The sequence below is a fragment of the Thauera sp. SWB20 genome (assembly GCF_000831325.1).
Taxonomy (GTDB): domain Bacteria; phylum Pseudomonadota; class Gammaproteobacteria; order Burkholderiales; family Rhodocyclaceae; genus Thauera; species Thauera aminoaromatica.
In genome coordinates this window covers 1-15,302 of sequence record NZ_JTDM01000012.1, presented here as the reverse complement: position 1 = coordinate 15,302, position 15,302 = coordinate 1, and the positions used below count along the sequence as shown (strand labels likewise).

General features: G+C 72.4%; 14 protein-coding genes. 7 read left to right on the top strand and 7 right to left on the bottom strand.

Annotated features, from left to right (window positions below):
- Window positions 1-249: 249 nt before the first annotated feature.
- From PO78_RS02850 to PO78_RS02835, 4 genes are all read left to right on the top strand, one after another.
- Window positions 250-1,989: a PHA/PHB synthase family protein gene (locus PO78_RS02850; RefSeq protein ID WP_231570599.1), complete on the top strand. Its 1,740-nt coding sequence runs from the start codon at window positions 250-252 to the stop codon at window positions 1,987-1,989.
- Window positions 1,990-2,066: 77 nt separating this feature from the next.
- Window positions 2,067-2,276: a hypothetical protein gene (locus PO78_RS02845; RefSeq protein ID WP_043741927.1), complete on the top strand. Its 210-nt coding sequence runs from the start codon at window positions 2,067-2,069 to the stop codon at window positions 2,274-2,276.
- Window positions 2,277-2,360: 84 nt separating this feature from the next.
- Window positions 2,361-2,792, top strand: a complete 432-nt coding sequence (locus PO78_RS02840; protein ID WP_043741926.1) for a hypothetical protein — start codon at window positions 2,361-2,363, stop codon at window positions 2,790-2,792.
- A gap of 29 nt (window positions 2,793-2,821) precedes the next feature.
- Window positions 2,822-4,339 carry an AarF/UbiB family protein gene (locus PO78_RS02835; RefSeq protein ID WP_043741925.1) on the top strand — a complete coding sequence of 506 codons (1,518 nt, stop codon included), beginning with the start codon at window positions 2,822-2,824 and terminating at the stop codon, window positions 4,337-4,339.
- Window positions 4,340-4,497: 158 nt separating this feature from the next.
- Here PO78_RS02835 and PO78_RS02830 read toward each other — a convergent pair whose 3' ends face one another.
- Both PO78_RS02830 and parA read right to left on the bottom strand, forming a co-directional pair.
- Window positions 4,498-4,995 (bottom strand): hypothetical protein, encoded by a 498-nt coding sequence (locus PO78_RS02830; protein WP_004314866.1) that lies wholly within the window; start codon window positions 4,993-4,995, stop codon window positions 4,498-4,500.
- Window positions 4,992-5,657, bottom strand: coding sequence for a ParA family partition ATPase (parA, locus tag PO78_RS02825; RefSeq protein WP_004314867.1), 666 nt, complete (start codon window positions 5,655-5,657; stop codon window positions 4,992-4,994). The genes PO78_RS02830 and parA overlap by 4 nt, the downstream gene beginning before the upstream one ends.
- Before the next feature lie 239 nt (window positions 5,658-5,896).
- On the opposite strand from parA, the gene PO78_RS02820 reads away from it, so the two are divergent.
- Complete coding sequence (locus tag PO78_RS02820) at window positions 5,897-6,436, top strand: CYTH domain-containing protein (protein WP_004314868.1); 540 nt, start codon at window positions 5,897-5,899, stop codon at window positions 6,434-6,436.
- Between the two features lie 42 nt (window positions 6,437-6,478).
- Here PO78_RS02820 and PO78_RS02815 read toward each other — a convergent pair whose 3' ends face one another.
- The 5 genes from PO78_RS02815 to menA form a co-directional block, all read right to left on the bottom strand.
- The gene (locus PO78_RS02815; protein ID WP_231570597.1) at window positions 6,479-8,728 is read right to left on the bottom strand and encodes an EAL domain-containing protein; all 2,250 of its coding nucleotides are present in this window, start codon (window positions 8,726-8,728) and stop codon (window positions 6,479-6,481) included.
- A gap of 396 nt (window positions 8,729-9,124) precedes the next feature.
- A complete protein-coding gene (locus tag PO78_RS02810) occupies window positions 9,125-9,766 on the bottom strand; it encodes a response regulator (RefSeq protein WP_043741923.1) in 642 nt (213 codons plus the stop codon).
- Window positions 9,763-11,136 (bottom strand): CHASE3 domain-containing protein, encoded by a 1,374-nt coding sequence (locus PO78_RS22095; protein WP_197068719.1) that lies wholly within the window; start codon window positions 11,134-11,136, stop codon window positions 9,763-9,765. The genes PO78_RS02810 and PO78_RS22095 overlap by 4 nt, the downstream gene beginning before the upstream one ends.
- Window positions 11,137-11,285: 149 nt before the next feature.
- On the bottom strand, window positions 11,286-12,233 hold the full coding sequence (locus tag PO78_RS02800) for a bile acid:sodium symporter family protein (protein ID WP_043741922.1): 948 nt from the start codon (window positions 12,231-12,233) through the stop codon (window positions 11,286-11,288).
- A gap of 9 nt (window positions 12,234-12,242) precedes the next feature.
- Window positions 12,243-13,160 (bottom strand): 1,4-dihydroxy-2-naphthoate octaprenyltransferase, encoded by a 918-nt coding sequence (gene menA / locus PO78_RS02795; protein ID WP_082047678.1) that lies wholly within the window; start codon window positions 13,158-13,160, stop codon window positions 12,243-12,245.
- A gap of 209 nt (window positions 13,161-13,369) precedes the next feature.
- Here menA and PO78_RS02790 point away from each other — a divergent pair, with 209 nt between their 5' ends.
- Both PO78_RS02790 and PO78_RS02785 read left to right on the top strand, forming a co-directional pair.
- Window positions 13,370-14,497 carry an extracellular catalytic domain type 2 short-chain-length polyhydroxyalkanoate depolymerase gene (locus PO78_RS02790; RefSeq protein WP_043741920.1) on the top strand — a complete coding sequence of 376 codons (1,128 nt, stop codon included), beginning with the start codon at window positions 13,370-13,372 and terminating at the stop codon, window positions 14,495-14,497.
- Between the two features lie 138 nt (window positions 14,498-14,635).
- A partial coding sequence (locus PO78_RS02785; RefSeq protein WP_043741918.1) for a TIR domain-containing protein occupies window positions 14,636-15,302 on the top strand: 667 nt, incomplete at its 3' end.

Here is a 15,302-nt window from a genome sequence, read left to right as displayed (position 1 = left end):
TGCGCAAGACACGCTTCACGAAAGCGCAATACGGCTGTCAAGCGCCGGGCGCAGACTATGTTCAACGACCAGCGCGCGATCGTCGGGCGGGGTAGCGGCCCCCTCCGCACGGGATGCGCACGGAGGCGATTTCTCATGCCAGCTTCACGACGGGGCGGCAAACGGCCGGCGACGGCCCCTTCTGCCAAGCAGCAACCGGACCGGGGCGCGCACCCGGCCCCGCCCGACTCGAACGGCCACAATGGCCGCATGGTCTCCAATGGCCGCAACGGCCTCCCCGACGGACGGGCGGTTTACCGCCACATCGCCGCGATCGGCGAGGGCCTGACCGCACGCGCCGACCCCTTCGGCATCGCCGCACCCATCCTGCATGCGCAGATGGCCTGGCTGATGCATCCGCAGGAGCTCGGCGAGCGCCTCGCCGGCCTCGGCACCGACCTCTGGCAGCTGCAGTGGCACACCTGGCGGCGCGCGCTCGGCCTGCTCAGCGCCGACCCGGTCAAGCCGCACGCCGACGATCCACGCTTCGCCGACCCCGTATGGACCGACTCGGCCACCTGGGACCTGGTGAAGGAGTGGTATCTCGCCTTCACCCACCACGTCCAGGACATGCTCTACGAGACCCCCGGGCTGTCCGGCAAGGAGCGCCGGCGCGCGGCGTTCTGGTGGCGCAAGTGGCTCAACGCGGTGGCGCCGACCAACTATCTCTGGTCCAACCCGATCGCGCTGCGACGCTTCATCGACACCCGCGGTCACAGCCTGTGGCAGGGCTGGCAGAACATGCTCGCCGACCTGCAGGCGGGCAACGTGCGCATGACGGATCCCGACGGCTTCCACGTCGGCGACAACCTCGGCACCACGCCGGGCGCGGTGATCTTCCGCAACCGCCTGCTCGAGGTCATCCACTACGCGCCCACGCAGCCGCAGGTGCATGCCGAGCCGGTGGTCATCGTCACCCCCTGGATCAACAAGTTCTACATCCTCGATCTCAACCCCAGGAAGAGCATGGTGCGCTACCTGCTCGACCAGGGTCTGGACGTCTACATCACGAGCTGGAAGAACCCCGACGCATCGATGCGCGAGGTCCGCTTCGACGACTACCTCGTCGAGGGCATCTCCGCGATCGTGCGGGTGGCGCGCGAATGCAGCGGGGCCGAGCGGGTGCACGCGGTCGGTTACTGCATCGGCGGCACCGCGCTCGCCACCTGGATGGCCTGGGCGGCGCGCCATTACGGCGAGGACGCCGTGCCGGTGCGCGACTGGACGCTGTTCACCACCCTGGTGGACTTCCACAAGCCGGGCGACATCGAGGTCTTCATCGACGAGGAGAGCGTCGCCCACCTGAGCGAACAGATGAAGGAGAAGGGCTACCTCGATGGCAAGGACATGGCCGCCTCCTTCCGCCTGCTGCGCTCGAACAGCCTGATCTGGCACTACGTGGTGCACGGCTGGCTCTATGGCGAGTCGCCCGCGCCCTTCGATGTGCTGTACTGGAACATGGACACCACGCGCATGCCCGCCGCGATGCACGCCTGGTACCTGCGCGAGCTCTACCTGAACAACCGCCTCGTCCAGCCCGACGCCCTCGTCGTCGCGGGCGAGCCGATCGACCTGCGCCGCATCCGCCAGCCGCTCTACGCGGTGGCCGCGGAAGACGACCACATCGCGCCGTGGGCGCAGACCTTCCACACCATGCACCACGTCGCCGCCGACAAGCGCTTCGTGCTGTCGAGCTCCGGCCACATCCTCGGCATCGTCAACCCGCCGGTGACGCCGCCCAGGCGCCACTACCGTGTCGCCACCGCCCATCGCGCCGACCGCGCGCCACTCTGGCGCGAGCGCGCCGCGCTGCGCGAAGGCAGCTGGTGGGAGGACTGGATGGCCTGGCTGAAGCCGCGCGCCGGCGAGCTCGTCGCCGCACGCCCCGCCGCCGACGAAGGCCATCCCGCGCTGGGGGATGCACCGGGGACGTATGTGCTGGAAGCGTGAGCCGCGAGGGGTAGAGTGTGAATTGCGGGCGCAGCGCGGATTTTTTGCTTGGTTTCGATTCGACAGGAGGAAGCATCATGCAGACGCACGCTCATCTCACCGCCCCCGGCACGCCGACGGGCGACCGCCTCGGCCTCCATGCAGGCCGCGAGAGCCTCGGTGCGCAGCTCACCGCGCGCTGGCAATCGCGAACGAGGAAGCACGTCGCCGACCTGCTCGACGACGCCGACGCGCTCGCCGACTGGCATCGCAACCTGGAGCGCCTGCGCCGCGGCGAGCACGGCTGATCTCCTTGCGCGCGCCCGTGCGCACGTGCACGAGCGCGCAAGCGCAGCCTAGAATGCGGCGCTGAAGCCCCCGAGGAGCGCACCGTGAGCACCCACACCCGCAGCGCCCTGCGCGCCAGCCTGAAGCAGGAAGATGTCGCGCTCGACGAGCGCCTGCCCGAAATCGCCGGAACACGGCCCCCAACCCGCCCGGAAACCAAGGCCCCACCCCTGCCGGCAGAGCCCGCCAAGGCGAAACCCGAGAAGCGCAAGCGCGAATCCTTCGCTCTGGTCGCCAGCGACCTGCGCCGCCTCGATGCCCTGCGCAGCACGATGAAGGCCGCCGGCCGGACGGTGCGCAAGTCCGCGCTGGTGCGCGCCGGCCTTGCGGCGCTCGCGGCCCTCGACCATGCGGAAACGATCGCTCTGCTCGATGCGCTGCCGCCGTTGAAGCGCACCGCCGCGAAGGATGATGAGAAGGCCCGGGCCGGCAAGAAGAAATCCTCGCAGCGCAAGGCTGCGGCCCGCAAGCGCTGAGCCCGGCGCGCTTCCGCAGATTCTCCGCCATGGATCCCGACCTCGGCACCGAACTGTTCGAGTCGCTCGGCCTCGACGCCCTGCTGCCCGAGTCCCTCTCCGCCTGGCGTCCGCTGCTGCTCGAGGGAATGGCCTTCTTCCTCGATCGGCTGCCGGAAGCCCGCCTCGGGGCGATCGTCGCCGAGCAGCTCGCGCTCGCCGCGAGCGTCTCCGCCGCGCGCGCCACCGCCCTGCTCGCGCGCTGTCCCACACTGCACAAGCTCGGCCAGGTCGTCGCGCGCCAGCCCGGCCTCGACGCGGAACTGCGCCGCCACCTGCAGGCGCTCGAATCCCTCCCCGCGAGCACGGACGACGGCGCCCTGCACGCCCGCATCCGCGCCGAGCTCGGCGCTGGCCACGGCCTCCACCTCGCCGACCGCGCGCTCGCCGAAGGCAGCGTGGCCGTGGTGCTGCCCTTCTCGTGGCGGCAGGACGGGCGCAGCCATGAGGGCGTGTTCAAGGCGCTCAAGCCCGGCATCGGCGAACGGCTGGCCGAGGAGCTCGCCATCCTGCCCGCGCTCGGCGACTTCCTCGAACGCCGGGGGGCGGAGTTCGGCCTGCCCGCCATCGACTACCGCAGCCACCTTGCCGCCGCCAGCCGCCTGCTCGTGCAGGAGATCCGTCTCGACCGCGAGCAGGCCAACCTGCGCGCCGCCGCGGCGCTGTTCGCCGCCGACGCCGACGTCTTCGTGCCGGCGCTGCTGCCCTGGTGCACGCCCACGCTGACCGCGATGGAGCGCATCGACGGCCCCAAGCTCGCCGACGCCGCGCTGTCCGCGCACGAATCCCGCCGCCTCGGCCGCGCCCTCGTCGGCGGCCTGCTCGCCCGCCCCTTCTGGTCGTGCGGCGAGGACGCGCCCTTCCATGGCGACCTCCACGGCGGCAACCTGCTGCTCGCCCCCGACGGCCGCGTGGCGGTGCTCGACTGGAGCCTCACCGCGCGCCTGAGCAAGGCCGAGCGCGAGGCCCTGGTGGAAGTCGCTCTCGCCGCTCTCGCACTCGACGCATCACGCATCATGGCCGGCCTCGCCGGGCTGGGCCTGCGCGACACCCGCGCCGCCCCGATCGGCGCCACCGTCGAGCACGCGCTCGATACCCTGGTGCGCAGCGGCCGGCCGCTCGGCTTCGACTGGCTGGTCGGGCTGCTCGATGCGCTGGCGCTGCAGGGCGCGGGCGGCTTCGGCGAGCAACTCGCGGTGTTCCGCAAGAGCTGGCTGTCGCTCGCCGGCGTGCTCGGCGACCTCGGCGCCGGTCACGACACCGACCTGCCGCTGCTCGGCCTCGGCCTGCAGCGCTTCGCCGCCGAGTGGCCGGCACGCCTGCTCGCCGAGCCCGACTCGCGCGCCTTCTCCACCCACGTGTCGACCGCCGACCTGCTGCGCGCGGCCGCGGACACCTGGCCGGCCGGACTGCGCTACTGGTTGCGGCTGCTCGGATTCGCAGGCGCCGAAAATCGCGACGCGCGTCGCGCCGACGGAAAACCGACGCGGCTTCCGCAGGGCCTGTAGGAGCGACGCGAGTCGCGATACCGCGCTTGCGCAGGCGTGTGCGCAAATCCGCTGCGCTGCGACCACCGCGCTCCCGCCCGAGCCCAGGCCCGAAGTCTCCCGGGAGCCCGGTTCGCGCCTTGCGGCGCTGCTCCCTGGGCACCATCGCGGTTCCCGCGTCAGCGCCTCTTGCGCTTGCCCTTCGCCACCTTGGGCAGGGCCGCGACCAGGCGGGCGATCTCGCCGGTGTCGCGCTCGGCCAGCAGCGCGAGGCCGGCGCGCAGCAGCGCGGACTTGCTCACGAGCACACCGTGCTCGCCGAGCGCCTCGCGCAACGCCTTGATGCGCTTGTGCTCGCGCGCCGGCATCGAGAACGAATCGCGCTCGACCTTCTCGCCCTTGTCGCGGCGCCCGGCCGCGGCGGGCGCGGCAAGCTCGAGCAGCGTTGCCGTGGCACGCTTCTCCGCCGCAGCGGATCCACCCACCGTCGGCTGCAGCGCCTGCGCGGCGGTCGTCGGCGTCGCGGTGGCGGCAGGCTCCGCGGCGTCCGGCTTGCCCACACGAGGCTGCGCCGCAGCCGGCTTCGCGACCGCCCGGCTGCGCTCGGCGAGCGCGGCGTCCTCCTGCTTCAGGGTCTCGCGCAGCTTCGACTTCAGTCCGCTGCTGGTGGCGCTCATCCTCGCTCCTCGATCAACTTGACGACCGCCGCGACCAGGCGCGCCACCTCTTCCTGCGCGGGCGCGGCGGACCGCCCCAGGCCGAACACCGAGGTCCCGCGCACCGCGCCCAGCGCATAGGCGCTGCGCTGCGACAGCGCGGCGTCGAGCACCGGCAGGGTGAAGTCGCGCAGCACCTCGAGCACGTCCGCCGACAGCGCGGTACGCGTCACGCGGTTGGGCAGCAGCGCGCCGCGCAGGCCGGGGCGGCTGCGCTTGCGCTCGAGGATCAGGCGCTCGATGCCGCGCGTCGCCCACAGGTCGGTCGGGCCCGGCACCACCGGCACCAGGGCGATGTCGCACAGCGCGAGCGCGCTCATCGTGTGCGCATGCTCGATCGACGGCGGGCAGTCCATGACCACCACATCGACCTTGTTGGCAACCGGTCTCAAGGTCTTGCCCATCTCGTCGGCACTGCCGGACAGGCGCACCACGCGGGCGGGGAAGGGTGCATCGGCGGGCGCGGACTCGGCCCAGCGCGAGGCGCTCTCCTGCGGATCGAGGTCGGCCAGCGCGACGCGGTAGCCCTCGAGGGCGAGGCCGGCGGCGAGCTGCATGGCGACCGTGGTCTTGCCCGAGCCGCCCTTCTGGGAAATCAATGCGATCAGGGTGGGTGCGCTCATGGTCCATCCCGTGGAGGTGATGGCCGACAGTCTAGCCAATCGGCCGCCCGCCGTGGCCCGCCAGAGGCGTCCCGTGAACGCGTGGTGGGAGCCGGCGTCCGGTCATGCGACCGCCCTGGGCCGCAACAACGTCCTGCACGGGAAGGTCCGCAATCGAGGCCCCGAGAAATATTGCACCGCAACAATCACGCCGCAATCCTTTGCTACAATTCGAACCTTCTGCAACAGGGTTTCCAGCCATGGCGCAAGAGATCGAGCGCAGGTTCCTCGTCCGCGACGTCCGGATCCTCGACGGACGCAGAGGCGAGCCCATCATCCAGGGCTACCTCGCCAAGGAGGTCGGCTCCATGTCGACGCGAGTCCGCATCCGCGGCGAGCGCGCCTTCCTGACGCTGAAGTCGCCCAAGCAGGGCTTCAGCCGCGACGAATTCGAGTACCCGATCCCGGTGGACGACGCCCACCAGATGATCGTGCGGCACTGCGCCGGGCGGGTGGTGCGCAAGACCCGCTACCTGGTCGACCACGCCCACCACGTGTTCGAGGTCGATGTCTTCCAGGGCCATCACGCCGGCCTCGTGGTCGCCGAGGTCGAACTGCCGCACGAGGAAACCCCGCTCTGCCTGCCGCACTGGATCGGCGACGAGATCACCCACGACTCGCAGTACGGCAACTTCACCCTCGCCGAACAGGCCGCCCTGCTCCACGGTACGCCGCACCGCACGCACGCGGCGCCCACCCCGGTCGTCGTCGCCCCCCGCAGCCTGCCTGCAGCGCACTGAACCGGCGGCCGCAGCCGCGTTCCGACGCAAGCCGGCGCCCCCTCACGCCGCCGCGGCGCTCGGCACCAACCCACCCGCATGCTGCCCGGCGAGCCAGGCGCTTGCCGCCTTCGCCTCGAGCGGGCGCGCGCACAGATAGCCCTGGACCTCCTGGCAGCCGAGCTCCCCGAGCGCCGCCTGCTGTTCGGCATGCTCCACGCCCTCGGCCACGGTGCGCAGGCCCACGCTGTGCGCCATGCGCAGGATCGCCTCGACGATGGCCGCGTCCTGGCGGTTGGTGGCGAGCTCGGCGACGAAGCTGCGGTCGATCTTGAGCGCCGAGATCGGCAGCCGGCGCAGCAGGGTCAGCGAGGAGTAGCCCACGCCGAAATCGTCGATCGCGATCGAGGCGCCCATGCGGCGCAGCGCCTGCAACAGGCCGTTGGCGGCCGGTCCGTCGGCGGTGAGCGCGCTCTCGGTGAGCTCGATCTCCAGCCGGCGCGCGGCGACGCCGTGGCGGTCGAGGATCTCCACGATGCGCTCGACCAGCTCCGGACGCAGCTGCGCCGGGGACACATTCACCGCGATGCGCGGCACCTCCAGCCCGGCCCGGTCCCAGGCCGCGAGTTGCGCCAGCGCGAGTTCCAGGACCGCGAGACCGAGCTCCCAGATCAGCCCGCAGTCCTCGGCGAGCGGCACGAAGCGGCCGGGTGCGAGCAGGCCGAGGCGCGGATGGCGCCAGCGCACCAGCGCCTCCATGCCGGCAAGCCGGCCGTCTTCGAGGCACAGCTGCGGCTGGTAGTGCAGCTCGAGCTGGCCGGCGGCGATGGCGGTGCGCAGCTCCGACTCGACGGTCATGCGCTCGACCGCGCGCGCGTTCATCTGCTCGGAGAAGAGCTGGTGGCGGTTCCCGCCCGACTCCTTGGCGTGGTACATCGCCAGGTCGGCGTGGCGCAGCAGCGACTCCTCGTCGTGGGCCTGGAACGGGTACACCGCCACGCCCACGCTGCCGCCCACGCGCAGGGCATGCCCGCGCACCTCCAGCGGCCGGGTGATGACGTCCACGATCTTGGCCGCCACCGCCTCCGCATCCGCGACCTGCCAGAGATCGCCGAGCACGATCGCGAACTCGTCGCCGCCGAGGCGGGCGACGGTGTCGCACTCGCGCACCGCCCGGCTCAGACGCAGCGCCATCTCCTGCAACAGGGCGTCGCCGAGGTCGTGGCCGAGCGTGTCGTTGATCCACTTGAAGCGATCGAGATCGAGAAAGAGCACAGCGAGCAGGTTACCGCTGCGCTGCGCGGCCCGTACCCCCTGGTGCAGCCGGTCCATCAACGCGGCGCGGTTGGGCAGCCCGGTAAGCGCATCGCGGGTGGCGAGTTGCATGATGCGCGCCTCGGCCTCGTGGCGGCGGGCGACCTCCTCCTCGAGCTCGCCCACACGCTGGCGCAGCTCGAGCTCGTCGGTGACGCTGCGCGCCAGCACCGCCAGCGCCTCGCGCGCCGTCGCACCGAGGCGGCGCGGCCGGGAGTCGATCACGCACAGCGTCCCCACCACCTCGCCGCCCGGCATCACCAGCGGCATGCCGGCATAAAAGCGGATCCCCGGGTCGCCGCGCACCAGCGGGTTGTCGGCGAAGCGCGGGTCCAGGGTGGCGTCCTCGACCTCGAAGAGGCCGTCACCCAGCAGCGCATGGGCGCAGAAACTCACCGAACGCGAGGTCGTCTGCACTTCGACGCCCACGCGCGCCTTGAACCACTGGCGGTGGGTGTCCACCAGGCTGATCACCCCGACCGGCGCCTCCGCGATGCGTGCGGCGAGGCGGGCGATCGCGTCCAGCGCGGGCTCGGCCCGGGTATCGAGCACCTGCAGCTGCTGCAGCCGGCGACGGCGGCGCAGCTCGTCGAGCGGCAGCGGCGGCATCCAGCTCGCGAGCTGGGCGAGCAGCACGCTGGGGTCGCCGGCCTTGTCCAGGAAGGCATCCGCTCCGGCGTCGAGACACAGCGCCTCCCAGGGGTCGGCAGGCCGGCTGCTCAGCACCAGCACGCGCGGCGCCAGGCCCGGGGTGGCGCGCAGCCGGCGCAGCACGCCAAGGCCGCTGCCCTGGGAGAGCGAGAGGTCGAGCAGCACGGTGTCGGGGCGCTGCGCCGCGATCAGCGCGACGGCCGCGTCCTCGCCGGCCGCGCTGCCGAGCACGCTCAGCTCGGGATGGTCGGCAAAGAGGCGGATCAGGTTGTCCCGCAGGAGCGGGGAATCTTCGACGATGACGATGCGCATGATGGCGGTTCCACGGATGTTTCGAACGTCATCCATGTTCCGCTCCCGCACCCTGCACCCCCAGCGGCGCCTCGCCGATGCAAGGGTCGGCGGCCCGCCGATCATGATGTAAGGCGAACACCTACAACATCGACAGCGGGGCACCGCAGCCTCACCCGACGACACCGCAGCCTGCACGCCGCAGGCGGCGGGGCGGGACTTGCGGTCGCCAACTTCAGGAGCGCCGAGGCGGAGGGCGTCGCGGGGGAAACAAGGCGACGCATGTCCGAGGAGCGCAGCGACGAGTTTGCGTCGCCGCCCCCGCGACGTGCTCCGCCGAGGGCAGCCCGGCGCGAAAGCGACGGGCCGCGAGTGCAGGCGGCGACCGCAAGTCCCGCCCCACCGCCGGTTCGCTCGCGACACCTCGCCCGAAAAACCTCCCCCCGCGCGCCCTCAGCCCCCCCGATCCACCAGCCCGTGCTCGGAACAGTAGCGCGCCATCTCCGCCGTATTGGCGAGTCCGGTCTTGTCGATGATGCGGCTGCGGTAGGTGCCCACCGTCTTCACCGACAGATGCATGATCTCGGCGATCTCGCTCGCGCCGTGCCCGGCGGCGATCAGCAGCAGCACGCGGTATTCCTGCGCCGACAGCGTTTCGTGCGGCGCACGCGCCGGCGCCTCGCCCGAGAGCAGATCGGCGAGGCGGGCGGCGAGGTCGGAGCTGATGTAGCGCTGGCCGCCGCGCACGCGCTCGATCGCGGCGACCAGCTCGGTGGTCGCGTGCTCCTTGGTCAGGTAGCCGGCGGCACCGAGCTGCAGCGCACGCGCCGCATAAGCCGCCTCGTCGTGCATGCTCAGCACCAGCAGCCGGGTGAGCGGTGCGGCACGGTGCAGCCGCACGAGCCCCTCCAGCCCGCTGGTGTCGGGCATCGACAGGTCGAGCACGGCGAGCTCCCATTCCGCCGCCCGCACCTGTTCGAGCGCCTGCGCCAGGCAGGAGGCCTCGCCGATCACGGCGTCGGGCCAGCGTTGGGTCACGAGCTGGCGCACGCCGAAGCGCATCACCGGATGATCGTCGACGATCAGCAGCTTCATCCTCCTTCCCCCCCGGTCGCGATCAGCGGCACCCTCGCCTCGATCCTCACCCCGCCCCCGGCGCCGGAGCCGACGTGCAGCTCGCCGCCGGCGAGCGCCGCGCGCTCGCGCATGCTCAGCAGCCCGAGCGAGGAGCGCGCCTGCGGCGCCATGCCGACGCCGTCGTCCTCGACCGCCAGGCGATACTCGCCGTCGACCGCCACGCCCTCGACCCGCACCCGACGGGCCTGCGCGTGGCGGGCGACGTTGGTGAGCGCCTCCTGTGCGATGCGGTAGAGCTGATTGGCCTGGTCGGCGCTCAGCTGCCCGGCATCGACGAGCGCGACCTCGCAGGCCAGGCCGGTGCGCTCGGCGAACTGGCGGCCGGCGAGGCCGAGCGCCGCCTCCAGGCCAAGGTCGTCGAGCAGCGGCGGGCGCAGCGCCGCCGAGATCCGCCGCACGGTGGCGATGCCCTCGCCGAGCACGGCCTCGATCTGCGGCCAGTCCTGCTCCCGTCCGGGCGCGCCCTGGAGGGCGCGGTGCACCATCATCTTGAGCGCGGTAAGCAGCTGCCCGAGCTGGTCATGCACCTCGCGCGCGAGCCGCCTGCGCTCGTCCTCGATGCTGCGGTCGAGGCCGTGCGCGAACGCCTCGATCTCGCCGAGCGCCCTCTGCAACTCGACGGTGCGCTGCGCGACCGTGTCCTCCAGGCGGGCGTTCGCGGCGAGCAGCGCCGCCTCCGCATCGACGCGCCGGCGCCGCTCGCGCTGCAGCAGCCCCCACGCGGCGAGAATCAGCGCGCCACCGATTGCCGGCAGCAGCACGTTGAGAAGCAGCGCGTGCGCCCGCAGTGCCGACAAGCTGCGATCGCGCGCCTCGATCTCGGCGCGCAGCATGGCCTCGATGCCGGCAAAGCGCGCGCGGATGCGATCCATGGTGTCGCGGCCCTCGTCGAGGCGCTGCTTCCACGGCGAATTTTCTTCCGCGTAGGCGCGGCGGTCGGCGATGTTGCGTTCGGCGAGCGCGACGCGATGCTCGACGAGGGTCCACAGGGTCTCGAGGTGGGCCTGCGGCAGATCGTCGAGCGTCCGGCGCAGCGCCTCGAAGGTCTCGTCCAGGCTGCGCGTGCCGGTCTCGAAGGGACCGAGGTAGTGCTCGTCGCCGGTCAGTACGTAGCCACGCTGCCCGGTCTCGACGTCCTTCAGCGCCGACATCGCCTCGGCGGCCAGCAGCAGCCCGTTGCGCGAGCGCGAGCGCGCATCGGTGACCGCTTCGAGTTCGCGCAGGCTGGCGTGGCTGGACCAGGCCAGCGCGACAAAAAGCGCCAGGCCGAACAGGATCAACAGGGTTGCGGCAAGCACGCCGGTCGGCTTGCGGGGCAGATCGCTCATCGACATCGAGGGCCGGTCGGGGCGGCGGATCTCAGCCGCCGGTCATCAACTGCCCGATGTTAGCGGAATACGGCGTGCAGATGCACGCGCGCCCCGATCGAGGCCGTATCGCACGCCGCAGAGCCGGCGCCGGCGCGGAACGTGGGTGTTCAACGCCGCGGCGGCGTGGCGCGAGAACCCGTCGGAGGCCCCGGGGGCAGCCGCAGGACTCGTTTGGCGTCGTGCGCGAGCGCGCCCTCGCGCCGGCGCGCCACGAACACCAGGCCGAGCGCGCCGAAGTTCATCGTCAGCGCATACACCACCGCGCCGACGGCGAGCTCGGGCTGACGCAACAGCACGATGGCGACGAAGATCGCCAGCCCCGCGTTCTGCAGCCCGCACTCCATCGCCACCGCGACCGCGTCCCGACGCTCGGCGCCCGCCAGCATCACCAGGCCGTAGCCCAGGCCCATGACGACGAAGTTGAGCACCAGGGTCGCCGGTCCCACCGACAGCAGGTTGGCGAGGATGGTGTGCCGATGCGACACGAAGGTGGCGACCACGATGGCGGCGAAGAACAGCGTGGCGACGCGGGCGACGAGCGGCTCGGCGCGCGCCGTGAGCGCGGGCGCCCGGCGCCGCAGCAGCATCCCGGCGACGATCGGCACTGTCGTCACCACGAGCACGCTGCCGATCAGGCGGCCGACCGGCAGCTCGGCCAGCACGCTGCCGTCCGCACCGAAGACGCCCTCGCCGAATGCGGCGAGCACCGCCTTGACCAGCAGCGGGAAGGTCAGCAGCGCGGCCAGGCTGCTGATCACGGTAAGGCTCAAGGACAGCGCCGCGTTGGCGCGCGCGAGGTGGGTCAGGAAGCCCGAGCTCGCCCCGCCCGGGCAGGCCGCCAGCACCATCAGGCCCATGCCGAGAAGCACCGGCAGGTCGAAGGCCAGCACCACCGCGAGCGCGGCCAGCGGCACCAGCACGAGCTGGCCGAGGAGGCCGATCAGCAGCGCGCGCGGGCGTGCGAACACGCGGTGGAAATCCGCCCCCTGCAGCGCCAGCCCGACCGAGAACATGATGAAGGCGAGGGCGGCGGGGAGCAGGACGTCGATGCTCATCGGTGCGATCTACAGGCTGGAGACGAAGACGATGCCGGCCGCGGCGAGCAAGCCGGTGCGCGTACCGGCACGCGAGGTGTCGACCAGCAGGGCGTTGAGCGCCGGCCCGCCCTCGGCACGACCGAAGCGCCACACCAGCGGCGCCAGCGCGGGCGCGCCGACGAGGCCGAGGATCGCGCCCGGCGCGCCGCTCGCGGCGATCAGGATCAGCGTCGGGATGGGCAGCAGCACCAGCAGCGCGAAGGCGCGGCGCGCGCCCTCGGCGCCGAGCAGCGCGGCGAGCGTGCGACGCCCGGCGCGCAGGTCGCCGGCGAGGTCGCGATAGTTGTTGACCAGCAGCACCGCGGCGGCGGGTGCCCCCACCGCCAGCCCGGCGAGCAGGTCGAGGTGGCCGAGCGCGCGCGACTGCAGCCAGTGGCTGCCGAGCACCGCGAACACGCCGAAGAAGAGCAGCACGAAGAGCTCGCCGAGCGGCGAGTGCGAGATCGGCCGTGGCCCGCCGGAATAGGCCCAGCCGGCGATCAGCGAGGCCAGCCCGATCGCGAGGATCAGGGCGCCGCCGACGACACAGAGCCAGGCGCCGAGCAGGAGCGCGAGCAGCAGGCAGAGCAGGGCGCCGCGCTTGACCTCGGCGGCGCTCGCCCAGCCGGCGAGGGTGACCCGCAGCGGCCCGAGGCGCTCGGGGCGATCGGTGCCGCGCTCGAAGTCGATCGCGTCGTTGTAGAGGTTGGTGCCGATCTGGATCAGCAGCGCGCAGGACACGGTGGCGAACAGCACCGCCCACGCCAGCTCGGCGCCATCGGCGACGGCGAGCGCGGTACCGAGCATGACCGGGGCGAGCGCCATGCCCAGCGTGCGCGGCCTGATCGCCGCCCACCAAACCGCGAGCGTGCCCGGGCGGGATGGCGCGGGATGCGGCGGCGTCACGCCCCGCCTCGACGGGCGGGAGCGGCGCAGATGGGGGCGAGCCGTGAGGACGGAAAGGCGTGCGGGGCGAAGGGCAGGGAAACGGACATGGCGGGACAAGCGGGAAGACCGCGGATTATCGCATAGCCGCCGCGCAGCTCCCGCGGATGCGCCGCGCTCGACTATGCTGGACACGAATCCACCCCCACGCCGCCTGCCGGAGGTCCGCCATGAGCAAGCGCCTGCACCCTCTTTCCTCCCTCCTCCGCGCCGCGGTCAGCCTCGCCGCGGCCGCCCTCGCCGCCATCGCCCTCGCCGCGCCCCCCGGAGCGCTGCCGGCGCTCAACATCGCCATCGAGGACACCTCGGTGTCGGGCATCTCTTCGGGCGGCTTCATGTCGGTGCAGATGCAGGTCGCCCACTCCGGGATCGTCCGCGGCGCGGGGGTGGTCGCCGGCGGGCCCTACTACTGTGCGCAGGACAGCGTGCTCAAGGCCACGACCGAATGCTCCTGCACCGGCGCGCCGACGCTGTCGTGCAAGGTCGGCGAGGCCAGCACGGCGGTGCCCGAGCTGGTCGCGGCCACGCGCGCCTTCCGGGCCGAGGGCCGCATCGACGACCCGGCGCAGATCGCCCGCCAGCGCGTGGTGACCGTGGTGGGCGGAAAGGATGCCCTGGTGCCGGCCGCGATCACCCGCCAGCTGCACGGCTACTACGACGCCTTCGGCCTGCCCGCGGCCGCACTCAAGCCGGTGACGCTCGACGCCGCCGGCCACACCATGCCCACCACCGCCTACGGCGGCGCCTGCGGCACGACCGACGAGCCCTACATCGGCAGCTGCGGCTTCGAGGCCGCGCACGCGATCCTCGAGTGGATCTACGGCCCCGACGTCACCCCGCCGCGCACCACGCCCACGCCGGCGGGCCGCTTCGTCGAGTTCGACCAGCGCGCCTACATCCCCGCGACCGGCTTCTTCAGCCATCTGTGGGGCACCGGCCTGGACAAGACCGGCTGGGTCTACATCCCGCCCGCCTGCGCGGCGGGCGAGCGCTGCCGGCTGCACGTGGTGTTCCACGGCTGCAAGCAGGGGCAGAGCTTCCTGCCCTTGCGGCGGCCGCCCGATGGCGGGCTGTACAACGGCACCACCTTCGTGCGCAACACCGGCTACGACCGCTGGGCCGACACCAACCGCCTGGTGGTGCTGTTCCCGCAGGCGGTGTCGATCCCGTGGAAGAACCCCAACGGTTGCTGGGACTGGTGGGGCTACACCGACGCGCACTACGCCACCCGCGACGGCATCCAGATCCGCAGCGTGCGCGCGATGATCGAGCGGCTGGCCTCGGGTCGCCACGACTGAGCGCCGCGGTGGCGCGGGCGCAGCCCGTGTGGCCCAGCCCCGGCGCGTGGACTATAAGGAAAGCAGGGGCCGCCGCCCGGCGGCCCACCCACGCGGGACGGGCTGCGGCGATGCACGGGCCCGCGCGAGGGAGTCCCCATGTCCTATGTCGGAGAGCCCTTCCGCCACGACCTCTTCGTGAGCTACAGCCACGGCGACGACGGTAGCGGCGGCGCCTGCCTCGCGCCGTGGTCGGCCGCGTTCGCGCACGAGCTCGAGCGCGAGCTGCGTGCCGACCGCCGCTTCCGCACCAGCCTGAGCGTGTTCCGCGACCAGGACCACCGCCCGGCGCAGAGCCTCGACCCGATGGCACCGCTCACCGCCCAGCTGCAGGAGCAGATCGCCGGCGCGGCGCTGCTGGTGGTGCTGATGTCGCCCGACTACCTCGCGTCGAAGTGGTGCGCCGACGAGCGCGACTGGTGGTTGCAGCGCCAGGCCGCGCTCGGCCTGCCGCACGAGGAGCGTATCGCGGTGGTGCGCATCTGGCCCACCGACACACCGTGGCCGGCGGCGTTGTGCGATGCGCGCGGCGAGCCGCTGGTCGGCTTCGCCTTCTACCCGGCCGACGGCGTGCCGCCGCGCCCGCTCGGCTGGACCGACCTGCCGGGCGCCTTCGGCAGCGAGTTCCGCAAGGCCCTGCTCGACATGGTCGGCCGGCTCTACCCCAAGCTCGAGGCGATGCGCGCGCGCACCGAGGAGCTGCGCCGCCAGCGCGAGGAGGCCGAGCGCCTGGTCCGCGACGGCGGCCAGCTGCTCTACCTGCACG

Coding starts and splice junctions, on each gene's coding strand:
- PO78_RS02850 (WP_231570599.1), top strand. CDS start 250: ATGGTCTCCAATGGCCGCAACGGCCTCCCCGACGGACGGGCGGTTTAC.
- PO78_RS02845 (WP_043741927.1), top strand. CDS start 2,067: ATGCAGACGCACGCTCATCTCACCGCCCCCGGCACGCCGACGGGCGAC.
- PO78_RS02835 (WP_043741925.1), top strand. CDS start 2,822: ATGGATCCCGACCTCGGCACCGAACTGTTCGAGTCGCTCGGCCTCGAC.
- PO78_RS02830 (WP_004314866.1), bottom strand. CDS start 4,995: ATGAGCGCCACCAGCAGCGGACTGAAGTCGAAGCTGCGCGAGACCCTG.
- parA (WP_004314867.1), bottom strand. CDS start 5,657: ATGAGCGCACCCACCCTGATCGCATTGATTTCCCAGAAGGGCGGCTCG.
- PO78_RS02820 (WP_004314868.1), top strand. CDS start 5,897: ATGGCGCAAGAGATCGAGCGCAGGTTCCTCGTCCGCGACGTCCGGATC.
- PO78_RS02815 (WP_231570597.1), bottom strand. CDS start 8,728: ATGGATGACGTTCGAAACATCCGTGGAACCGCCATCATGCGCATCGTC.
- PO78_RS02810 (WP_043741923.1), bottom strand. CDS start 9,766: ATGAAGCTGCTGATCGTCGACGATCATCCGGTGATGCGCTTCGGCGTG.
- PO78_RS22095 (WP_197068719.1), bottom strand. CDS start 11,136: ATGAGCGATCTGCCCCGCAAGCCGACCGGCGTGCTTGCCGCAACCCTG.
- PO78_RS02800 (WP_043741922.1), bottom strand. CDS start 12,233: ATGAGCATCGACGTCCTGCTCCCCGCCGCCCTCGCCTTCATCATGTTC.
- PO78_RS02790 (WP_043741920.1), top strand. CDS start 13,370: ATGAGCAAGCGCCTGCACCCTCTTTCCTCCCTCCTCCGCGCCGCGGTC.